This window comes from Streptomyces bungoensis (genome assembly GCF_001514215.1).
Classification (GTDB): Bacteria; Actinomycetota; Actinomycetes; order Streptomycetales; family Streptomycetaceae; genus Streptomyces; species Streptomyces bungoensis.
Genome location: NZ_KQ948856.1, coordinates 1 through 17,435 on the forward strand (window position 1 = coordinate 1; position 17,435 = coordinate 17,435).

18 protein-coding genes are annotated in these 17,435 nt (G+C 71.5%); 1 reads left to right on the top strand and 17 read right to left on the bottom strand.

Translation table 11 applies throughout. The features are described 5' to 3' along the window. The 13 genes from AQJ66_RS37245 to pyrR form a co-directional block, all read right to left on the bottom strand. Nucleotides 1-127: S-adenosylmethionine synthetase N-terminal domain-containing protein (locus AQJ66_RS37245; RefSeq protein WP_279617324.1), on the bottom strand; the 127-nt coding region annotated here is incomplete at its 3' end. A 286-nt stretch (nucleotides 128-413) separates the two neighbouring features. Next, nucleotides 414-1,616: a bifunctional phosphopantothenoylcysteine decarboxylase/phosphopantothenate--cysteine ligase CoaBC gene (gene coaBC / locus AQJ66_RS14475; RefSeq protein WP_061921687.1), complete on the bottom strand. Its 1,203-nt coding sequence runs from the start codon at nucleotides 1,614-1,616 to the stop codon at nucleotides 414-416. A 128-nt stretch (nucleotides 1,617-1,744) separates the two neighbouring features. Then, on the bottom strand, nucleotides 1,745-2,017 hold the full coding sequence (gene rpoZ, locus AQJ66_RS14480) for a DNA-directed RNA polymerase subunit omega (RefSeq protein ID WP_005319902.1): 273 nt from the start codon (nucleotides 2,015-2,017) through the stop codon (nucleotides 1,745-1,747). 53 nt (nucleotides 2,018-2,070) lie between these two features. Next, nucleotides 2,071-2,664, bottom strand: coding sequence for a guanylate kinase (gmk, locus tag AQJ66_RS14485; RefSeq protein WP_061920931.1), 594 nt, complete (start codon nucleotides 2,662-2,664; stop codon nucleotides 2,071-2,073). Between the two features lie 61 nt (nucleotides 2,665-2,725). Next, nucleotides 2,726-3,049, bottom strand: coding sequence for an integration host factor (locus AQJ66_RS14490; protein ID WP_003977346.1), 324 nt, complete (start codon nucleotides 3,047-3,049; stop codon nucleotides 2,726-2,728). Between the two features lie 268 nt (nucleotides 3,050-3,317). Further along, nucleotides 3,318-4,163 carry an orotidine-5'-phosphate decarboxylase gene (gene pyrF, locus AQJ66_RS14495; protein ID WP_061920933.1) on the bottom strand — a complete coding sequence of 282 codons (846 nt, stop codon included), beginning with the start codon at nucleotides 4,161-4,163 and terminating at the stop codon, nucleotides 3,318-3,320. After that, entirely contained in the window at nucleotides 4,160-5,266 is a 1,107-nt protein-coding gene (locus AQJ66_RS14500) for a quinone-dependent dihydroorotate dehydrogenase (protein WP_061920935.1), read from the bottom strand. The genes pyrF and AQJ66_RS14500 overlap by 4 nt, the downstream gene beginning before the upstream one ends. Before the next feature lie 52 nt (nucleotides 5,267-5,318). Continuing rightward, complete coding sequence (carB, locus tag AQJ66_RS14505; protein ID WP_061920937.1) at nucleotides 5,319-8,627, bottom strand: carbamoyl-phosphate synthase large subunit; 3,309 nt, start codon at nucleotides 8,625-8,627, stop codon at nucleotides 5,319-5,321. After that, a complete protein-coding gene (carA, locus tag AQJ66_RS14510; protein ID WP_061920938.1) occupies nucleotides 8,620-9,762 on the bottom strand; it encodes a glutamine-hydrolyzing carbamoyl-phosphate synthase small subunit in 1,143 nt (380 codons plus the stop codon). Before carA ends, carB begins: the two co-directional genes overlap by 8 nt. Then, a complete protein-coding gene (locus AQJ66_RS14515; RefSeq protein ID WP_061920940.1) occupies nucleotides 9,759-10,319 on the bottom strand; it encodes a PH-like domain-containing protein in 561 nt (186 codons plus the stop codon). The genes carA and AQJ66_RS14515 overlap by 4 nt, the downstream gene beginning before the upstream one ends. Beyond that, on the bottom strand, nucleotides 10,316-11,602 hold the full coding sequence (locus AQJ66_RS14520; protein WP_061920941.1) for a dihydroorotase: 1,287 nt from the start codon (nucleotides 11,600-11,602) through the stop codon (nucleotides 10,316-10,318). The genes AQJ66_RS14515 and AQJ66_RS14520 overlap by 4 nt, the downstream gene beginning before the upstream one ends. A 5-nt stretch (nucleotides 11,603-11,607) precedes the next feature. Then, complete coding sequence (locus AQJ66_RS14525) at nucleotides 11,608-12,585, bottom strand: aspartate carbamoyltransferase catalytic subunit (RefSeq protein ID WP_061920943.1); 978 nt, start codon at nucleotides 12,583-12,585, stop codon at nucleotides 11,608-11,610. A 90-nt stretch (nucleotides 12,586-12,675) separates the two neighbouring features. Further along, nucleotides 12,676-13,257, bottom strand: a complete 582-nt coding sequence (gene pyrR / locus AQJ66_RS14530; RefSeq protein ID WP_061920944.1) for a bifunctional pyr operon transcriptional regulator/uracil phosphoribosyltransferase PyrR — start codon at nucleotides 13,255-13,257, stop codon at nucleotides 12,676-12,678. A gap of 251 nt (nucleotides 13,258-13,508) precedes the next feature. Between pyrR and bldD the strand changes: the two genes are divergently transcribed. Next, the gene (gene bldD, locus AQJ66_RS14535; protein ID WP_020938842.1) at nucleotides 13,509-14,012 is read left to right on the top strand and encodes a transcriptional regulator BldD; all 504 of its coding nucleotides are present in this window, start codon (nucleotides 13,509-13,511) and stop codon (nucleotides 14,010-14,012) included. Nucleotides 14,013-14,102: 90 nt separating this feature from the next. Here bldD and nusB read toward each other — a convergent pair whose 3' ends face one another. The 4 genes from nusB to AQJ66_RS14555 form a co-directional block, all read right to left on the bottom strand. Further along, complete coding sequence (gene nusB, locus AQJ66_RS14540; RefSeq protein WP_061920945.1) at nucleotides 14,103-14,531, bottom strand: transcription antitermination factor NusB; 429 nt, start codon at nucleotides 14,529-14,531, stop codon at nucleotides 14,103-14,105. A gap of 2 nt (nucleotides 14,532-14,533) precedes the next feature. After that, the gene (gene efp / locus AQJ66_RS14545) at nucleotides 14,534-15,100 is read right to left on the bottom strand and encodes an elongation factor P (RefSeq protein ID WP_030048852.1); all 567 of its coding nucleotides are present in this window, start codon (nucleotides 15,098-15,100) and stop codon (nucleotides 14,534-14,536) included. A gap of 49 nt (nucleotides 15,101-15,149) precedes the next feature. After that, nucleotides 15,150-16,250, bottom strand: a complete 1,101-nt coding sequence (locus AQJ66_RS14550; RefSeq protein ID WP_061920947.1) for an aminopeptidase P family protein — start codon at nucleotides 16,248-16,250, stop codon at nucleotides 15,150-15,152. Between the two features lie 173 nt (nucleotides 16,251-16,423). After that, nucleotides 16,424-17,287 (bottom strand): Pro-rich N-terminal domain-containing protein, encoded by an 864-nt coding sequence (locus AQJ66_RS14555; RefSeq protein ID WP_061921690.1) that lies wholly within the window; start codon nucleotides 17,285-17,287, stop codon nucleotides 16,424-16,426. Nucleotides 17,288-17,435: the final 148 nt, after the last annotated feature.

Here is a 17,435-nt window from a genome sequence, read left to right on the forward strand (position 1 = left end):
CGACGGCGACCCGGGAGGTCGGGTCCTCGCGCAGGAGCGCGTCGAGAATGGTGTCGCTGATCTGGTCAGCGATCTTGTCGGGGTGACCTTCGGTCACGGACTCCGAGGTGAACAGGCGACGGGACACAACGCTCCCTGGGGTTGCAGCGGCTGCTGGCTGATCATGGTCGGACCCCGCGCGGGAGCTGCGCCCGGCGTGGTCCGTGAACAGTTTATCGGTCGCACTCCGCCGCGGGCCCACCCGTCTCGCCTCTCGGGAGCGCTGTGACCTGCGGCACGGGCATTCTGCACAATGCCGCGCGGCCTTGGCCAGGGCCGTCGCGCCACATTCTCGGGGCGGGGAAAGACGTCGAACGGCCGAATCGATGCGGTCCGGACGGCGGAACGCGGGTGCTCGCGGGCGGCCCGGCGGCTCAGCCGAGACGGGCGGCCACGAGGTCCCAGACGATGTCCGCGAGGGCCTCCTTCGGCCCGTGCGGCACGGGGGTCTCGGTGCCGTCGGCACCCAGCACCACGGCCTCGTTCTCCTCCGAGCCGAAGGTCTTGCGCTCCCCCACCTCGTTGACGACGAGCAGGTCGCAGCCCTTGCGGGCGAGCTTGGCGCGGCCGTTGGCGAGGACGTCGTCGGTCTCGGCGGCGAAGCCGACCACGAGCTGTCCGGCGCGGGCGCGGTCGGCCGAGATCTCCGCGAGGATGTCGGGATTGCGCACCAGGACGACCGGCTCGGGGTCCTGGCCGTCCTTCTTCTTGATCTTCCCGGCCGCGTAGGCGGCCGGGCGGAAGTCGGCGACGGCGGCGGCCATGACCACGGCGTCGGCGTCCGCCGCGGCCTTCAGGACCGCCTCGCGCAGCTGGACGGCGGTGCCCACCGGGACCACGTCGACGCCGGCCGGGTCGGGCAGCCCGGTGTTGGCCGCGACCAGCGTCACCCGGGCGCCGCGGGCGGCGGCCGTGCGGGCCAGTGCGTAGCCCTGCTTGCCGGAGGAGCGGTTGCCGAGGAAGCGGACGGGGTCGAGGGGCTCGCGGGTGCCGCCGGCCGAGACGACGACGTGGCGTCCCGCGAGGTCCGGCTCGGCGACGCCCCGGGCCAGCACCCGGCGGCAGGCCTCGAAGATCTCCACCGGGTCGGGCAGCCGGCCCTTGCCGGTGTCGACGCCGGTGAGTCGGCCGACGGCGGGCTCCAGGACGACGGCGCCGCGGCGGCGCAGCGTGGCCACGTTCTCCTGGGTGGCGGGGTGCTCCCACATCTCGGTGTGCATGGCGGGCGCGAACACCACCGGGCAGCGGGCGGTGAGCAGCGTGTTGGTGAGCAGGTCGTCGGCGAGGCCGTGGGCGGCCCGGGCGAGGGTGTCGGCGGTCGCCGGGGCGACGACGACCAGGTCGGCGTGCTGGCCGATGCGGACGTGCGGGACCTGGTGGACGTCGTCCCAGACCTCGGTGGCGACCGGGTTGCCGGACAGGGCGGACCAGGTGGCGGCGCCGACGAAGTGCAGCGCGGAGGCGGTGGGCACCACCCGGACGTCATGGCCCGACTCCGTGAGCCTTCTCAGCAGCTCGCAGGCCTTGTACGCGGCGATGCCGCCGCTGACGCCCAGAACGACCCTCGGCTTGTCCACCATGTCCCGCCATCTCTCCCGGCTCGGCTGCGTACGAGTCCATCACACACCACAGGCCCGGCAGGGGTCCCCCCTCCGGGGAGAGTGACTGCCGGGCCTGTGGACAAACCAACTGCGATCTGACGGTGTTACTGCGCCGGGCCCTCGATGGCCTCGGAGGTCAGCAGACCGGCGTTGATCTCGCGCAGGGCGATCGAGAGCGGCTTCTCGTGGACGTGGGTGTCCACGAGCGGACCGACGTACTCGAGGAGGCCCTCGCCGAGCTGCGAGTAGTACGCGTTGATCTGGCGGGCACGCTTGGCCGCGTAGATCACGAGGCTGTACTTCGAGTCGGTGGCCTCGAGAAGCTCGTCGATCGGCGGGTTGATGATGCCCTCGGGCGCGGTGATGGAAGAGGACACGCTCTACCTTCCGATGGGTGGAAAAGAATAGATGATCGTGATCACGGTCACGATCACACAACTGCCATCAAGGCTAGCAGCTCGCGGGCCACGTCCTCGACGGAGGTGTTGACCAGGGTCGTGTCGAACTCCGGCTCGGCCGCCAGCTCGGTTCTGGCCGCCTCCAGGCGGCGCTCGATGACCTCGGGCGGCTCGGTCCCCCGGCCGGTGAGCCTGCGCACCAGCTCCTCCCAGGAGGGCGGGGCCAGGAACACCAGCTGGGCGTCCGACATGGACTCACGGACCTGCCGGGCGCCCTGGAGGTCGATCTCCAGCAGCACGGGCTCGCCGTTCTCCAGCCGCTCGATGACGGCCGCGCGGGGCGTGCCGTACCGGTTGCCGGCGAACTCGGCCCACTCGAGCAGCTCGCCGTTGGCGATCAGCTTGTCCATCTCCTCGTCGGTGACGAAGAAGTAGTGGACTCCGTGCTGCTCGCCGGGGCGCGGCTTGCGGGTCGTGGCCGAGACCGAGAGCCAGACCTCGGGGTGCTCCTTGCGCATATGGGCGACGACCGTGCTCTTGCCGACCCCCGAGGGGCCGGAGAGCACGGTCAGCCGCGGACGTACGTCCGGGGGCTCGGGGGTCGTCCCCCGGAATGTTGCAGCCATGCAGCGATTATTCCAGCAATCCCGGAGTGCCCGGGACTCCTGGGTCCGGCGGGACCCGGACTCAGGAGCCGGTGCTGCCGAACTCACGCTCCAGGGAAGCGATCTGGTTGGAGCCGAGGCCGCGCACCCGGCGGCTCTCGGAGATGCCCAGACGCTCCATGATCTGCTTGGCGCGGACCTTGCCCACGCCGGGCAGCGACTCGAGCAGTGCGGAGACCTTCATCTTGCCGATGACGTCGTTCTCCTGGCCCTGCTTGATGACCTCGTGCAGGGAGGCGCCGGAGTGCTTGAGTCGATTCTTGACCTCGGCCCGCTCCCGGCGAGCCGCGGCGGCCTTTTCGAGCGCGGCTGCGCGCTGTTCAGGGGTAAGGGGCGGAAGAGCCACGCCTACGTCACCTCGGATGTCGAACTGTCGGATACGGACCGGTGAGGAACCTAGTCGCCCCACACCTGGGGAGCCACGAGCAACACGCTCGCCCGTTAACTCTGCTCGGAGACTAGCGATTAAGTCCGCCAGAGTCAGCGAGAACAGCGGAAAAGTACAGGTCAGCCGCCGTCAGGCCGGACATTTCAGACATACTGCCCTCAATTTGAGGATGTATTCACGCTCAACCCGGCCCCTTGCCGCTCGCCGACGGCTCCCACCTGGGGTCTCAGCCGCCGGCGACGGCGGCCCGGATCTCCTCCGCGAAGCGTTCCGTCGCCGTGCGCAGGGCACCGGCGTCGGGTCCCTGCCGCAGGACACCCCGGCTGACGTTCGGCACGACGTTGCGCACCGCCGCCCCGAACACCGCCGGCAGGTCGGCCGCCGTCGCCCCCTGCGCCCCGACGCCCGGGGCGAGGAGCGGGCCGTTGACGGCGAGGTCGTACGCCGACAGGTCCCCCACCGTCGCGCCGACGACCGCGCCGAAGGAGCCCAGGGGCTCCTCGCCCGCGTTCTCGGCGGCCAGGTGGGCGAGCATGGTCGCGGCCACGCTGCGGCCGTCGGCACGGACCGCGTGCTGCACCTCGGGGCCCTCCGGGTTGGAGGTCAGCGCCAGCACGAACAGCCCGGCGCCGCTCTCCCTGGCCAGCGCGACGGCCGGGCTCAGCGAGCCGTAGCCGAGGTAGGGCGAGACGGTGAGCGCGTCGGAGAACAGCGGGGCGTCCTTGTGCAGGTAGGCCTCGGCGTACCCGGCCATGGTCGAGCCGATGTCGCCGCGCTTGGCGTCCATCACGACCAGGGCGCCGGCCGCGCGGGCCTCCTGGACCGTCTTCTCCAGCACGGCGATCCCGCGTGAGCCGAACCGCTCGAAGAAAGCGCTCTGCGGCTTCATCACGGCGACCCGGTCCGCCAGCGCCTCGACGACCGTGCGGCTGAACCGCTCCAGACCGGCCACGTCGTCGTTCAGGCCCCACTCGGTGAGCAGGGAGGCGTGCGGGTCGATGCCGACGCACAGCGGCCCGCGCTCGTCCATGGCGCGGCGCAACCGGGCGCCGAAGGGTTCCAGAACCGTCATGCGGGCTTCCTCACGTCGGCGCCGACCGCGTCGGCGAGGGTGGCGTACGGGCTGGTGCGCAGGCGCGCGGCGAGGCCCTTGTGGATCGCGCGGGACCAGAACGGGCCCTCGTAGACGAAGGCGCTGTACCCCTGGACCAGCGTGGCACCGGCCAGGATCCGCTGCCAGGCGTCCTCGGCGGTCTCGATGCCGCCGACGCCCACCAGGGTGATCCGGTCGCCCACGCGCGCGTAGAGGCGGCGCAGGACCTCCAGGGAGCGGGCCCTGAGCGGGGCGCCGGACAGGCCGCCGGCCTCCTTCACCAGCGCGGGGTCGGACCTGAGGCCCAGCCCCTCGCGCGCGATGGTGGTGTTCGTGGCGATGATGCCGTCCAGGCCCAGTTCGACGGCCAGGTCGGCGACGGCGTCGACGTCCTCGTCGGCGAGGTCCGGGGCGATCTTCACCAGCAGCGGGACGCGCCGGTTCGCCACCACGCGGTCGGCGGCCTCGCGCACGGCGGTCAGCAGCGGGCGCAGCGCCTCGGTGGCCTGCAGGTTGCGCAGGCCGGGCGTGTTGGGCGAGGAGACGTTGACGACCAGGTAGTCGGCGTAGGGCGCCAGGCGCTCGGCGGACTTCACGTAGTCGCCGACGGCCTCCGCCTCCGGGACGACCTTGGTCTTGCCGATGTTGACGCCCACGACGGTCCGGAAGACCGGCCGGCGGGTGGCCAGCCGCGCGGCGACGGTGAGCGAGCCGTCGTTGTTGAAGCCCATGCGGTTGATCAGGGCGCGGTCCGCGACGAGCCGGAACAGCCGCTTCCTGGGGTTGCCGGGCTGCGGCTCGCCGGTGACCGTGCCGATCTCGACGTGGTCGAAGCCCAGCATCGACATGCCGTCGACGGCCACGGCGTTCTTGTCGAAGCCGGCTGCGAGCCCGAAGGGGCCGTGCATGCGCAGGCCGAAGGCCTCGGTGCGCAGCTCTTTGTGGCGGGGCGCGAGGGCGGCGGCGGCGAAGGTGCGCAGCACGGGGACGCGCGCCGCGAGGCGGATCCAGCGGAAGGCCAGGTGGTGGGCCTGCTCGGGGTCCATCCGCCGGAAGACGAGATTGAAGAAGATCTTGTACATGGTGTCCTCGTGAAGAGGGGGACACCGTTTCCGGTGTCCCCCTCAAGGGCTGCTAGTCGCGGGCCGCGGTCAGGTGCTGCGCGTGTTCCTGGAGTGAGCGCACGCCCACGTCGCCGTGGTTGAGGGCGTCGATGCCCTGGACGGCCGCCGCGAGCGCCTGGACGGTCGTCAGGCACGGGACCGAGCGGGCCACCGCCGCCGTACGGATGTCGTAGCCGTCGAGGCGGCCGCCGGTGCCGTACGGGGTGTTGACGATGAGGTCGACCTCGCCGTCGTGGATGAGCTGGACGATGGTCTTCTCGCCGTTCGGGCCGGTGCCCTCGGACTGCTTGCGCACGACGGTGGCGTTGATGCCGTTGCGCCTGAGGACCTCGGCGGTGCCGGAGGTGGCGAGCAGCTCGAAGCCGTGGGCGACCAGCTCGCGCGCCGGGAAGATCATCGAGCGCTTGTCCCGGTTGGCGACCGAGATGAAGGCGCGGCCCTTGGTGGGCAGCGGCCCGTAGGCGCCCGCCTGCGACTTGGCGTACGCCGTGCCGAAGACGGAGTCGATGCCCATGACCTCGCCGGTGGAGCGCATCTCCGGGCCGAGGACGGTGTCGACGCCGCGGCCCTGGATGTCGCGGAAGCGCGACCAGGGCATGACGGCCTCCTTGACGGAGATCGGCGCGTCCAGCGGCAGCTCGCCGCCGTCGCCGTTCGCCGGGAGCAGGCCCTCGGCGCGCAGCTCGGCCACGGTCGCGCCCAGCGAGATCCGGGCGGCGGCCTTGGCCAGCGGCACCGCGGTCGCCTTGGAGGTGAAGGGGACCGTGCGGGAGGCGCGCGGGTTGGCCTCCAGGACGTAGAGAATGTCCCCGGCCATCGCGAACTGGATGTTGATCAGGCCGCGCACGCCGACGCCCTTGGCGATCGCCTCCGTGGAGGCGCGCAGGCGCTTGATGTCGAAGCCGCCGAGGGTGATCGGGGGCAGGGCGCACGCCGAGTCGCCGGAGTGGATGCCGGCCTCCTCGATGTGCTCCATGACACCGCCGAGGTACAGCTCCTCGCCGTCGTAGAGGGCGTCGACGTCGATCTCGATGGCGTCGTCGAGGAAGCGGTCGACGAGCACCGGCCGGGAGGGGCTGATCTCGGTCGACTCCGCGATGTAGGAGGCGAGGCGGGTCTCGTCGTAGACGATCTCCATGCCGCGGCCGCCGAGGACGTAGGAGGGCCGCACCAGCACCGGGTAGCCGATCTCGTCGGCGATGGCCTTGGCCTCGGCGAAGGTGGTGGCCGTGCCGTGCTTCGGGGCGGGCAGGCCGGCCTCGGCGAGGACGCGGCCGAAGGCGCCGCGGTCCTCGGCGGCGTGGATCGCCTCGGGGGACGTGCCGACGATCGGCACGCCGTTGTCCTTCAGGGCCTGCGCGAGGCCCAGCGGGGTCTGGCCGCCGAGCTGGACGACCACGCCGGCGATCGGGCCCGCGAGCGACTCCGCGTGGACGATCTCCAGCACGTCCTCGAGCGTCAGCGGCTCGAAGTACAGGCGGTCGGAGGTGTCGTAGTCGGTGGAGACGGTCTCCGGGTTGCAGTTGACCATCACGGTCTCGTACCCGGCGTCCGACAGCGCGAAGGAGGCGTGGACGCAGGAGTAGTCGAACTCGATGCCCTGGCCGATGCGGTTCGGGCCGGAGCCCAGGATGATGACGGCCGGCTTCTCGCGCGGGGCGACCTCGGTCTCCTCGTCGTAGGACGAGTAGAAGTACGGCGTCTTCGCGGCGAACTCGGCGGCGCAGGTGTCGACCGTCTTGTAGACCGGGCGGATGCCGAGGGCGTGCCGGACCTCGCGGACGACGTCCTCGCGCAGGCCGCGGATCTCGGCGATCTGCTGGTCGGAGAAGCCGTGCCGCTTGGCGTCGGCGAGCAGCTCGCGGGTCAGCTCCGGTGCCCCGGCCAGCTCGTCGGCGATCTCCTTGATCAGGAAGAGCTGGTCGACGAACCAGGGGTCGATCCTCGTGTACGCGAAGACCTCCTCCGGGGTGGCGCCCGCGCGGATGGCCTGCATGACCGTGTTGATCCGGCCGTCGGTGGGCCGTACGGCCTCGCGCAGCAGCGCGTCCTTGTCGCCGGGCTCACCGGTGAAGGCGAACTGGCTGCCCTTCTTCTCCAGCGAGCGCAGCGCCTTCTGGAAGGCCTCGGGGAAGTTGCGGCCGATGGCCATGGCCTCGCCGACCGACTTCATGGTGGTGGTCAGCGTGGAGTCGGCCTGCGGGAACTTCTCGAAGGCGAAGCGCGGGGCCTTGACGACCACGTAGTCGAGGGTGGGCTCGAAGGAGGCCGGGGTCTCCCGCGTGATGTCGTTCGGGATCTCGTCCAGCGTGTAGCCGACGGCCAGCTTGGCGGCGATCTTGGCGATCGGGAAGCCGGTCGCCTTCGAGGCGAGCGCCGAGGAGCGCGACACGCGCGGGTTCATCTCGATGACGATGACGCGGCCGTCCTCGGGGTTCACCGCGAACTGGATGTTGCAGCCGCCGGTGTCGACGCCGACCTCGCGGATGATCGCGATGCCGACGTCGCGCAGCACCTGGTACTCGCGGTCGGTCAGCGTCATCGCGGGCGCCACGGTGATCGAGTCGCCGGTGTGCACGCCCATGGGGTCGAAGTTCTCGATGGAGCAGACGACCACGACGTTGTCGTGCTTGTCGCGCATGAGCTCCAGCTCGTACTCCTTCCAGCCGAGGATGGACTCCTCCAGGAGCACCTCGGTGGTCGGAGACAGGGTGAGGCCCTGGCCGGCGATGCGGCGCAGCTCCTCCTCGTCGTGGGCGAAGCCGGATCCGGCGCCGCCCATGGTGAAGGAGGGGCGGACGACGACCGGGTAGCCGCCGAGCGTCTCGACGCCCTGGAGGACGTCGTCCATGGTGTGGCAGATGACCGAGCGGGCGGACTCGCCGTGCCCGGTCTTCCTGCGGACCTCCTCCACGACGTCCTTGAAGAGGTCGCGGTCCTCACCCTTGTGGATCGCCTCGGGCTTGGCGCCGATCAGCTCGACGCCGTACTTCTCCAGCACGCCGTTCTCGTGCAGCGAGATCGCGGTGTTCAGGGCCGTCTGGCCGCCCAGGGTGGGCAGCAGGGCGTCGGGGCGCTCCTTGGCGATGATCTTCTCGACGAACTCGGGGGTGATCGGCTCGACGTAGGTGGCGTCGGCGATCTCCGGGTCGGTCATGATCGTCGCCGGGTTGGAGTTCACCAGGACGACGCGCAGGCCCTCGGCCTTGAGCACGCGGCACGCCTGGGTGCCGGAGTAGTCGAACTCGGCGGCCTGGCCGATGACGATCGGGCCGGAGCCGATGACCAGGACGGACTGGATATCGGTGCGCTTAGGCACGCTGGCCCTCCATCAGGGAGACGAAGCGGTCGAAGAGGTAGGCGGCGTCGTGCGGGCCCGCCGCCGCTTCGGGGTGGTACTGGACGGAGAAGGCCGGCTGGTCGAGCAGCTGCAGCCCCTCCACGACGTCGTCGTTCAGGCAGACGTGCGAGACCTCGGCGCGGCCGAACTTCGTCTCGCTGACCCGGTCGAGCGGCGCGTCCACGGCGAAGCCGTGGTTGTGCGCGGTGACCTCGACCTTGCCGGTCGTGCGGTCCTGGACCGGCTGGTTGATGCCGCGGTGGCCGTACTTCAGCTTGTAGGTGCCGAAGCCGAGGGCGCGGCCGAGGATCTGGTTGCCGAAGCAGATGCCGAACAGCGGCGTCCTGCGCTCCAGGACGGCCTGCATGAGCGCGACGGGGCCGTCGGCGGTGGCGGGGTCGCCGGGGCCGTTGGAGAAGAAGACGCCGTCCGGGCCGACGGCGTAGACCTCGTCGGCGGTGGCGGTGGCGGGCAGGACGTGCACCTCGATGCCGCGCTCGGCCATGCGCCGGGGGGTCATGCCCTTGATGCCGAGGTCGATCGCGGCGACCGTGAAGCGCTTCTCGCCGATCGCCGGGACGACGTACGCCTCCTTGGTCGCGACCTCCTCGTAGAGGCTCGCGCCCTTCATGTGCGGCTGGGCCTGCACGCGCCCGACCAGCTCGGTCTCGGGGGCGATCGCCTCTCCGGAGAAGATGCCCGCGCGCATCGAGCCGCGCTCGCGCAGGTGGCGGGTGAGGGCGCGGGTGTCGATCCCGGAGATGCCGACCACGCCCTGCGCGACCAGCTCGTCGTCCAGGGAGCGCTTGGCCCGCCAGTTGGACGGCACGCGCGCGGGGTCGCGCACGACGTAGCCGGAGACCCAGATGCGCCGGGACTCGTCGTCCTCGTCGTTCCAGCCGGTGTTGCCGATCTGCGGGGCGGTCGCGACGACGATCTGCCGGTCGTACGACGGGTCGGTGAGCGTCTCCTGGTAGCCGGTCATGCCGGTGGAGAACACGGCCTCGCCGAAGGTCTCCCCCACGGCCCCGTAGGCGCGGCCGCGGAAGGTGCGGCCGTCCTCCAGGACGAGTACGGCGGGAACCTTCACGGCTCCCCTGGTGGAGGTCGTCATCGTGCGCCTTCCGTGTCGTTGGTCATCTGGTTCAGGGCGTCGACCCAGGCGGGGTGCTCGGCCGCGTGGTCGGAGCGGAAGCCGGAGTCGATCAGCTTGTCGCCGAGCGCCCAGGTCACCACCAGCAGGCCGCCCTCGGTGAGGACCTTGCCGGCGATGCCCTTGTCGAGCCGGGCGCCGCGCAGCGCGGCCGCGGGGACGAAGAAGTCCCGCGCTCCGGGGCGTTCGACGTCCAGGCCCGCGTCGGTCAGGGTGAGCTCGGCCCGGCTGCGGGTGCCCAGGCCGTGGGCCACGATCCGGTCCAGCCACTGCCCGGCGGTGGTGGAGCCGTGGTAGCGGCCGCTCATGGTCAGTTTCGCCGGGCCGGTCTCCTCCGGCGCGCTGGGCGGCGCGGGCAGGTCGCTCTGGAGGGTGCCGCGCCACTTCCAGCCCTCGCGCATCAGCCAGTAGACGAGCGCGACGAAGAGGGCGAGTCCGACGAGCCAGCCGATGCGGGCCGGCCAGTCGGTGACCTCGGCCGACTTCCTGGCCTCGGCCAGCAGGATTACAGGTGTCACGTGAGCTTCCCGTCGACGAGCGTGGCCTTGCCCCGCAGCCACGTGTGCGTCACACGGCCCGGCAGCTCACGGCCCTCGTAGGGGGTGTTGCGGCTGCGCGAGGCGAAGCCCGCGGGGTCCACCTGGCCACGGTATGCCGTGTCGACCAGGGTGAGGTTGGCGGGCTCACCAGCCGAGACGGGACGGCCGTGCCCGGTGGCCCGGCCGATGCTCGCGGGCTTGACGGACATGCGGTCGGCGACGCCGGCCCAGTCCAGCAGGCCCGTGTCGACCATGGTCTCCTGGACCACGGACAGCGCGGTCTCCAGGCCCACCATGCCCATGGCGGCCGCGGCCCACTCGCAGTCCTTGTCCTCGTGCGGGTGGGGCGCGTGGTCGGTGGCGACGATGTCGATCGTGCCGTCGGCGAGCGCCTCGCGCAGGGCCAGCACGTCGCGGTCGGTGCGCAGCGGCGGGTTGACCTTGTAGACCGGGTTGTAGGAGCGCACCATCTCCTCGGTGAGGAGCAGGTGGTGCGGGGTGACCTCGGCGGTGACGTCGATGCCGCGGGACTTGGCCCAGCGGACGATCTCGACGCTGCCGGCGGTCGACAGGTGGCAGATGTGGACGCGGGAGCCGACGTGCTCGGCGAGCAGCACGTCCCGCGCGATGATCGACTCCTCGGCGACGGCCGGCCAGCCGCCCAGGCCCAGCTCGGCGGAGACGACGCCCTCGTTCATCTGGGCGCCCTCGGTGAGCCGCGGCTCCTGCGCGTGCTGGGCGACGACGCCGCCGAAGGCCTTCACGTACTCCAGCGCGCGGCGCATGATCACGGCGTCGTCGACGCACTTGCCGTCGTCGGAGAAGACGGTGACCCCGGCGGCCGACTCGTGCATGGCGCCCAGCTCGGCGAGCTTCCTGCCCTCCAGGCCGACGGTGACCGCGCCGATGGGCCGGACGTCGCAGTAGCCGTGCTCCCGGCCGAGCCGCCAGACCTGTTCCACCACACCGGCGGTGTCGGCGACGGGGAAGGTGTTGGCCATGGCGAAGACGGCCGTGTAGCCGCCGCTCGCGGCGGCGCGCGTGCCGGTGAGGACGGTCTCGGAGTCCTCGCGGCCGGGTTCGCGCAGGTGGGTGTGCAGGTCGACCAGGCCCGGCAGCAGCACCTTGCCGTCGGCCTCCACGACCTCGGCGCCCTCGGCGCTCAGCCCCCGGCCGACCTCGGCGATGGTCTCGCCGTCGATCAGCACGTCCTGCGGCTCGCCGCCGAGCACCTTCGCACCATGGATCAGGATCTTGCTCATGGGTCTTACTTCTCCTCGGTACGCGGGTGGGAGACGGCGGGCTCGTTTCCGCCGAGCAGCAGGTACAGGACGGCCATCCGGATGGAGACTCCGTTGGCGACCTGCTCCACGACGGTGCAGCGGTCGGAGTCGGCGACCTCGGCGGTGATCTCCATGCCGCGGACCATCGGGCCGGGGTGCATCACGATGGCGTGCTCGGGCAGCCTGGCCATGCGGTCGCCGTCGAGGCCGTAGCGCCGGGAGTACTCGCGCTCGGTCGGGAAGAAGGCGGCGTTCATGCGCTCGCGCTGGACGCGGAGCATCATCACCGCGTCGGACTTCGGCAGCGTGCTGTCGAGGTCGTAGGAGACCTCGCAGGGCCAGGTCTCGACGCCGACCGGCACCAGGGTGGGCGGGGCGACCAGGGTGACCTCGGCGCCGAGGGTGTGCAGCAGGTCGACGTTGGAGCGGGCGACCCGGCTGTGCAGGACGTCGCCGACGATGGTGATGCGCCGGCCGGCCAGGTCCTGGCCGAGGCCGGCGTCCCGGCCGACCAGGCGGCGGCGCATGGTGAAGGCGTCCAGCAGGGCCTGGGTGGGGTGCTGGTGGGTGCCGTCGCCGGCGTTGATGACGGCGGCGTCGATCCAGCCGGAGTTGGCCAGGCGGTAGGGGGCCCCGGAGGCGCCGTGCCGGATGACGACGGCGTCGACGCCCATCGCCTCCAGGGTCTGGGCGGTGTCCTTCAGGGACTCGCCCTTGGACACGCTGGAGCCCTTGGCGGAGAAGTTGATGACGTCCGCGGAGAGACGCTTCTCGGCGGCCTCGAAGGAGATGCGGGTGCGGGTGGAGTCCTCGAAGAAGAGGTTGACGATCGTGCGGCCGCGCAGGGTCGGCAGTTTCTTGATCGGCCGGTCGGCGACCCGGGCCATCTCCTCGGCGGTGTCGAGGATCAGGACGGCGTCGTCGCGGGTGAGGTCGGCGGCCGAGATGAGATGACGCTGCATCTGTCAGGCTCCGTAAGGCAGTTCATTCGGGGAGATTCAGGGCAGACCGGTGCGCGTACGGGCCCGCCGGGCGGCCGTACGCCGGACGTGCTACTGGCCGGCCGGCTTCACACCGAGCAGCACGGTGTCGCGACCGTCCTCCTCGGCGAGCAGGACCTTGACCGTCTCCCGCAACGACGTGGGGAGGTTCTTGCCGACGTAGTCGGCGCGGATGGGCAGTTCGCGGTGGCCGCGGTCGACGAGGACCGCGAGCTGCACCGCGCGCGGGCGCCCGATGTCGTTCAGGGCGTCGAGGGCGGCGCGGATGGTGCGGCCGGAGAAGAGCACGTCGTCGACGAGGACGACGAGGCGGCCGTCGATGCCGTCACCGGGGATCTCGGTGCGGGCCAGCGCACGCGGCGGGTGCATGCGCAGGTCGTCGCGGTACATGGTGATGTCGAGCGAGCCGACGGGGACCTTGCGGTCGGTGATCTGCTCCAGCTTGGCGGCGAGCCGCTGGGCGAGGAAGACCCCCCGGGTCGGGATGCCGAGGAGCACCACGTCGTCGGCGCCCTTGGCGCGTTCGACGATCTCGTGGGCGATACGGGTCAGCACGCGGGCGATGTCGGGGCCCTCGAGAACGGGCCGGGCATCGGATCCGGTGGGATTCGCGTGCGAGTCCTGCGTGTCCATAAAAACGGACCTCCTTCTCCGCCTCACGGGACGGACCTTAAAGGACGTCGGATTTGCGCCATCCACGGTAGCAGGTCGCCGGGAGCGCCCTGTCACCCGGTTGGCGTAACGCACCTTCGTCACCACGGAAGAGTCGGTGTGGACCATTCGGCTTGACGCGCGAGAGTCACGCTGCGTAACCTCACAGTGAGTTACCAACCGCGCGGCATGGAAACCACAGCCGGCCGCGTCGACAGTGTCCGGGGAGCTATATGTCCAGCGAATACGCCAAACAGCTCGGGGCCAAGCTCCGGGCCATCCGCACCCAGCAGGGCCTTTCCCTCCACGGTGTCGAGGAGAAGTCCCAGGGGCGCTGGAAGGCCGTGGTGGTCGGGTCGTACGAGCGCGGTGACCGTGCCGTGACCGTGCAGCGCCTGGCCGAGCTGGCCGATTTCTATGGCGTTCCTGTGCAGGAGCTCCTGCCGGGCACCACGCCGGGCGGCGCCGCCGAGCCGCCGCCGAAGCTGGTCCTGGACCTGGAGCGGCTGGCCACCGTGCCGGCCGAGAAGGCGGGACCCCTGCAGCGCTACGCGGCGACGATCCAGTCGCAGCGCGGCGACTACAACGGCAAGGTGCTCTCGATCCGCCAGGACGACCTGCGCACACTCGCCGTCATCTACGACCAGTCCCCCTCGGTCCTCACCGAGCAGCTGATCAGCTGGGGCGTCCTCGACGCGGACGCGCGCCGCGCGGTGGCGACCCACGAAGACGCCTGAGCCCCGTATCCCTCAGCAGAAACGTGCCGCCGGGGTGGCCGGAACTTTGCGGTTCCGGCCACCCCGGCGGTGTTTCCGCCGTCCGCCGGGCTAGGCCCGGCGGAGCGACGGCTTGAGCTCTTTCAGGCGGCCCAGCAGGCCGTTCACGAACGAGGGCGACTCGTCCGTGGAGAACTCCTTCGCCAGCTGCACCATCTCGTCCAGCACGACGGCGTCCGGCGTCTCGTCCACCCAGATCAGCTCGTACGCGCCCAGCCGCAGGATGTTGCGGTCGACCACCGGCATCCGGTCGAGCGTCCAGCCGACCGCGTACTGCGCGATCAGCTCGTCGATCCGCCGCGCGTGCTCCGCGTAGCCCTCGACCAGCTGCATCGTGTACTCGCTGACGGGCGGCTGCCGGGTGTCGTCCCGGGACAGCCGGATCCAGTCCGCGAGGACCGTGAGGACGTCGACGCCGCGCTGGTCGCCCTCGAAGAGGATCTGGAAGGCACGCTTGCGGGCCGTGTTGCGGGCAGCCACGGTTAGCTGTTCACCCGGCCGAGGTAGTCGCTGGTACGGGTGTCGACCTTGATCTTCTCACCGGTGGTGATGAAGAGCGGGACCTGGATCTGGTGGCCGGTCTCCAGGGTGGCGGGCTTGGTGCCACCGGTGGAACGGTCGCCCTGGACGCCCGGCTCGGTCTCCTGGATGACGAGCTCGACGGCGGCCGGCAGCTCGACGAAGAGCACCTCGCCCTCGTGCTGCGCGACGGTGGCGGTGAAGCCCTCGATGAGGAAGTTGGCGGCGTCGCCGACGGCCTTGCGGTCGACCATCAGCTGGTCGTAGGTCTCCATGTCCATGAAGACGAAGTAGTCGCCGTCCATGTACGAGAACTGCATGTCGCGCTTGTCGACAGTGGCCGTCTCGACCTTGACGCCGGCGTTGAAGGTCTTGTCGACGACCTTGCCGGAAAGCACGTTCTTGAGCTTGGTGCGCACGAAGGCCGGGCCCTTGCCGGGCTTGACGTGCTGGAACTCGACGACGGACCAGAGCTGGCCGCCTTCGAGCTTGAGCACCATGCCGTTCTTGAGGTCGTTCGTGGAAGCCACGGTTGCGGAATCTCCTGGACTGACGTACGACCCCGGTGCACGCACCTGCCTAGAGGGCGAGCAGCTCCTTGGTCGTGATGGTGAGTAGCTCGGGTCCGCCGTCCGCCTCGGGGCGGACGACGAGCGTGTCATCGATCCGGACACCGCCCCGGCCCGGGAGATGGACCCCCGGTTCGACGGTGACCGGCACGCAAGCGTCCAGTTTACCCACGGCCGCGGGGGCCAACTGCGGGTCCTCGTCGATTTCGAGTCCGACCCCGTGTCCCGTGAGCGCCGGCAGGGCCTCCGTGCAGCCCGCCGAGTCCAGCACCTGGCGTACCGCGCGGTCCACGTCACGGTAGGCGGTGCCGGGCGCCAGGGACTCGCGTCCGGCGCGCTGGGCGGCGAAGACCAGGTCGTACAGCTCGACCTGCCAGTCGGCCGGCGAGGTGCCGATGACGAACGTGCGGCCGATCTCGCAGCGGTAGCCCCGGTAGGTCGCACCGAGGCAGACGGAGAGGAAGTCGCCCTCCTCCACGCGCCGGTCGGTGGGCCGGTGGCCGCGGCGGCCGGAGTTCGGTCCCGTGGCCACCGAGGTCGGGAAGGCCGGCCCGTCGGCGCCGTGGTCGACCAGGCGCCGCTCCAGCTCCAGCGCGAGGTGCCGCTCGGTGCGGCCGACCAGGATGGACTCCAGCAGCTCACCGAGGGCCTGGTCGGCGATCTCGGCGCCGATGCGCAGACAGGAGATCTCCTCCTCGTCCTTGACCACCCTGAGCTGCTCCACGGCCGCGCCGAGGTCGGCGAGGCGCAGGCGGGGGGCGACGGAGGTCAGGGCCCGGTGCCGGGCCACGGTGAGGTGGTGTTCCTCGACGGCCAGGGACTCGGCGCCCTCCCCCGCGGCGAGGCCCGCCGCCGCGACAGCGCAGTCGCCCCCGGGCGTGACGTGCACCGGCAGTGCCTCGTCGGGGCGGCCCTCGGTGGGGCGGTCGTCCGGCGGGACGGGGCACACCAGCAGGTCCTCCCGTTGCCCGAGCAGCAGGACGGAGCCCTGCGGGGCCACGGCCGCGAGATAGCGGACGTTGGCGGGGCGGGTGACGAGCGCCGCCGCGGCGCCGCCCGCGTTGAAGTGTTCCCTCAGCCGGGATCGGCGGTTCGCGTACACCTCTGACATGAGACGAGCGTAGGAGTTTTGGGCGATTTGTGCCGTTCAGGTGGGGCCGAGTGGGGCTGTGGGGGCTGCGGTCGTGCGCCGGGTGCCGCTGCATGGCGGTGGCTCGCGCCCACGCGGCGGAGCCGCACATCGATACGGCCCCGCGCCCCCTTCGGCCGGGACAGTCGCCCCTGTCACCAGCTCGGCGGGCTCGCGATCGCTCTGGCCAGGACCTCGTCCAGGACCCTGGCGGTGGCCGGGACGTCCAGCTGGGAGTTGTCGATGATCGGCAGGCCCGAGCCGTACCAGCCCGCCATGCGGCCGTGGATGCGGGCCACCTCCTCGTCGGTGAGGCGGCGGTTGCCCGTCCGTTCGGCGTTGCGCTCCAGGACGATGTCGAGGCCCGGGAGGATGACGACCGGGAGCAGGCCGGGGCCCACGTGGCGCTTCCAGCCGCCGAGGCCGACGACGGGGCGGTCCGGGAAGACCGCGTCGTCGAGGATGCAGGAGATCCCGTTGGCCAGGAAGTTCCGGGCGGCGAAGCCGCAGGTGCGGCGGGCCAGGCGGTACTGGGCCTCCGAGTTGTCGTTCCAGCCGGACTGCGGGTTCGCGTAGCCCGAGCGGACCCATTCGCGTACGTCGTCCAGGCTGATGTGGGCCGTGGGCACCCGGCGGTGGTCCGCCCAGTACTTGGCCACGCTGGTCTTGCCGGCGCCCGCCGGGCCGATCAGCAGCACGGCCAGGGTGGTGGCCGCCGGGTCCGGCACGGCCGCCGCGGCCGGCGGTACGGCGGGCATGCCGACCGGGCCGCCCGGCGGCAGCGGGACGTGTCCCGTGGTGTCGGGCGGGGGCGGGGCGGGGGTGTGCTGCGGGGGTGCGGGCGGCACGGGGCCGACGGTGGGCGCGGGGCCCGCTCCGGGGAATCCGGGTGGCGGCGGGGGTACGGGTGCGGGACCCTGCGGGGCTCCCGGGTGGTGCGCGGCCTGCGCCCAGTCCGCGTGCGGTCCCTGCCCCGGCCGGTGGGGAGGCGGCAGCGGAGACCCCACTGCGTGCTGCATCCGTTGCCACTCCGTCTCGTACACACATCTGGCATTGGCAGGCGGGTGCGGAGCCCGCTCCGTACCGAACGGTACCGCCCCCGGCCGTCGTTTGGTGAAACGACCGGGGGCGGTCCGAAGTGCCCGGCCCGCAACGGGAATCGGGCGG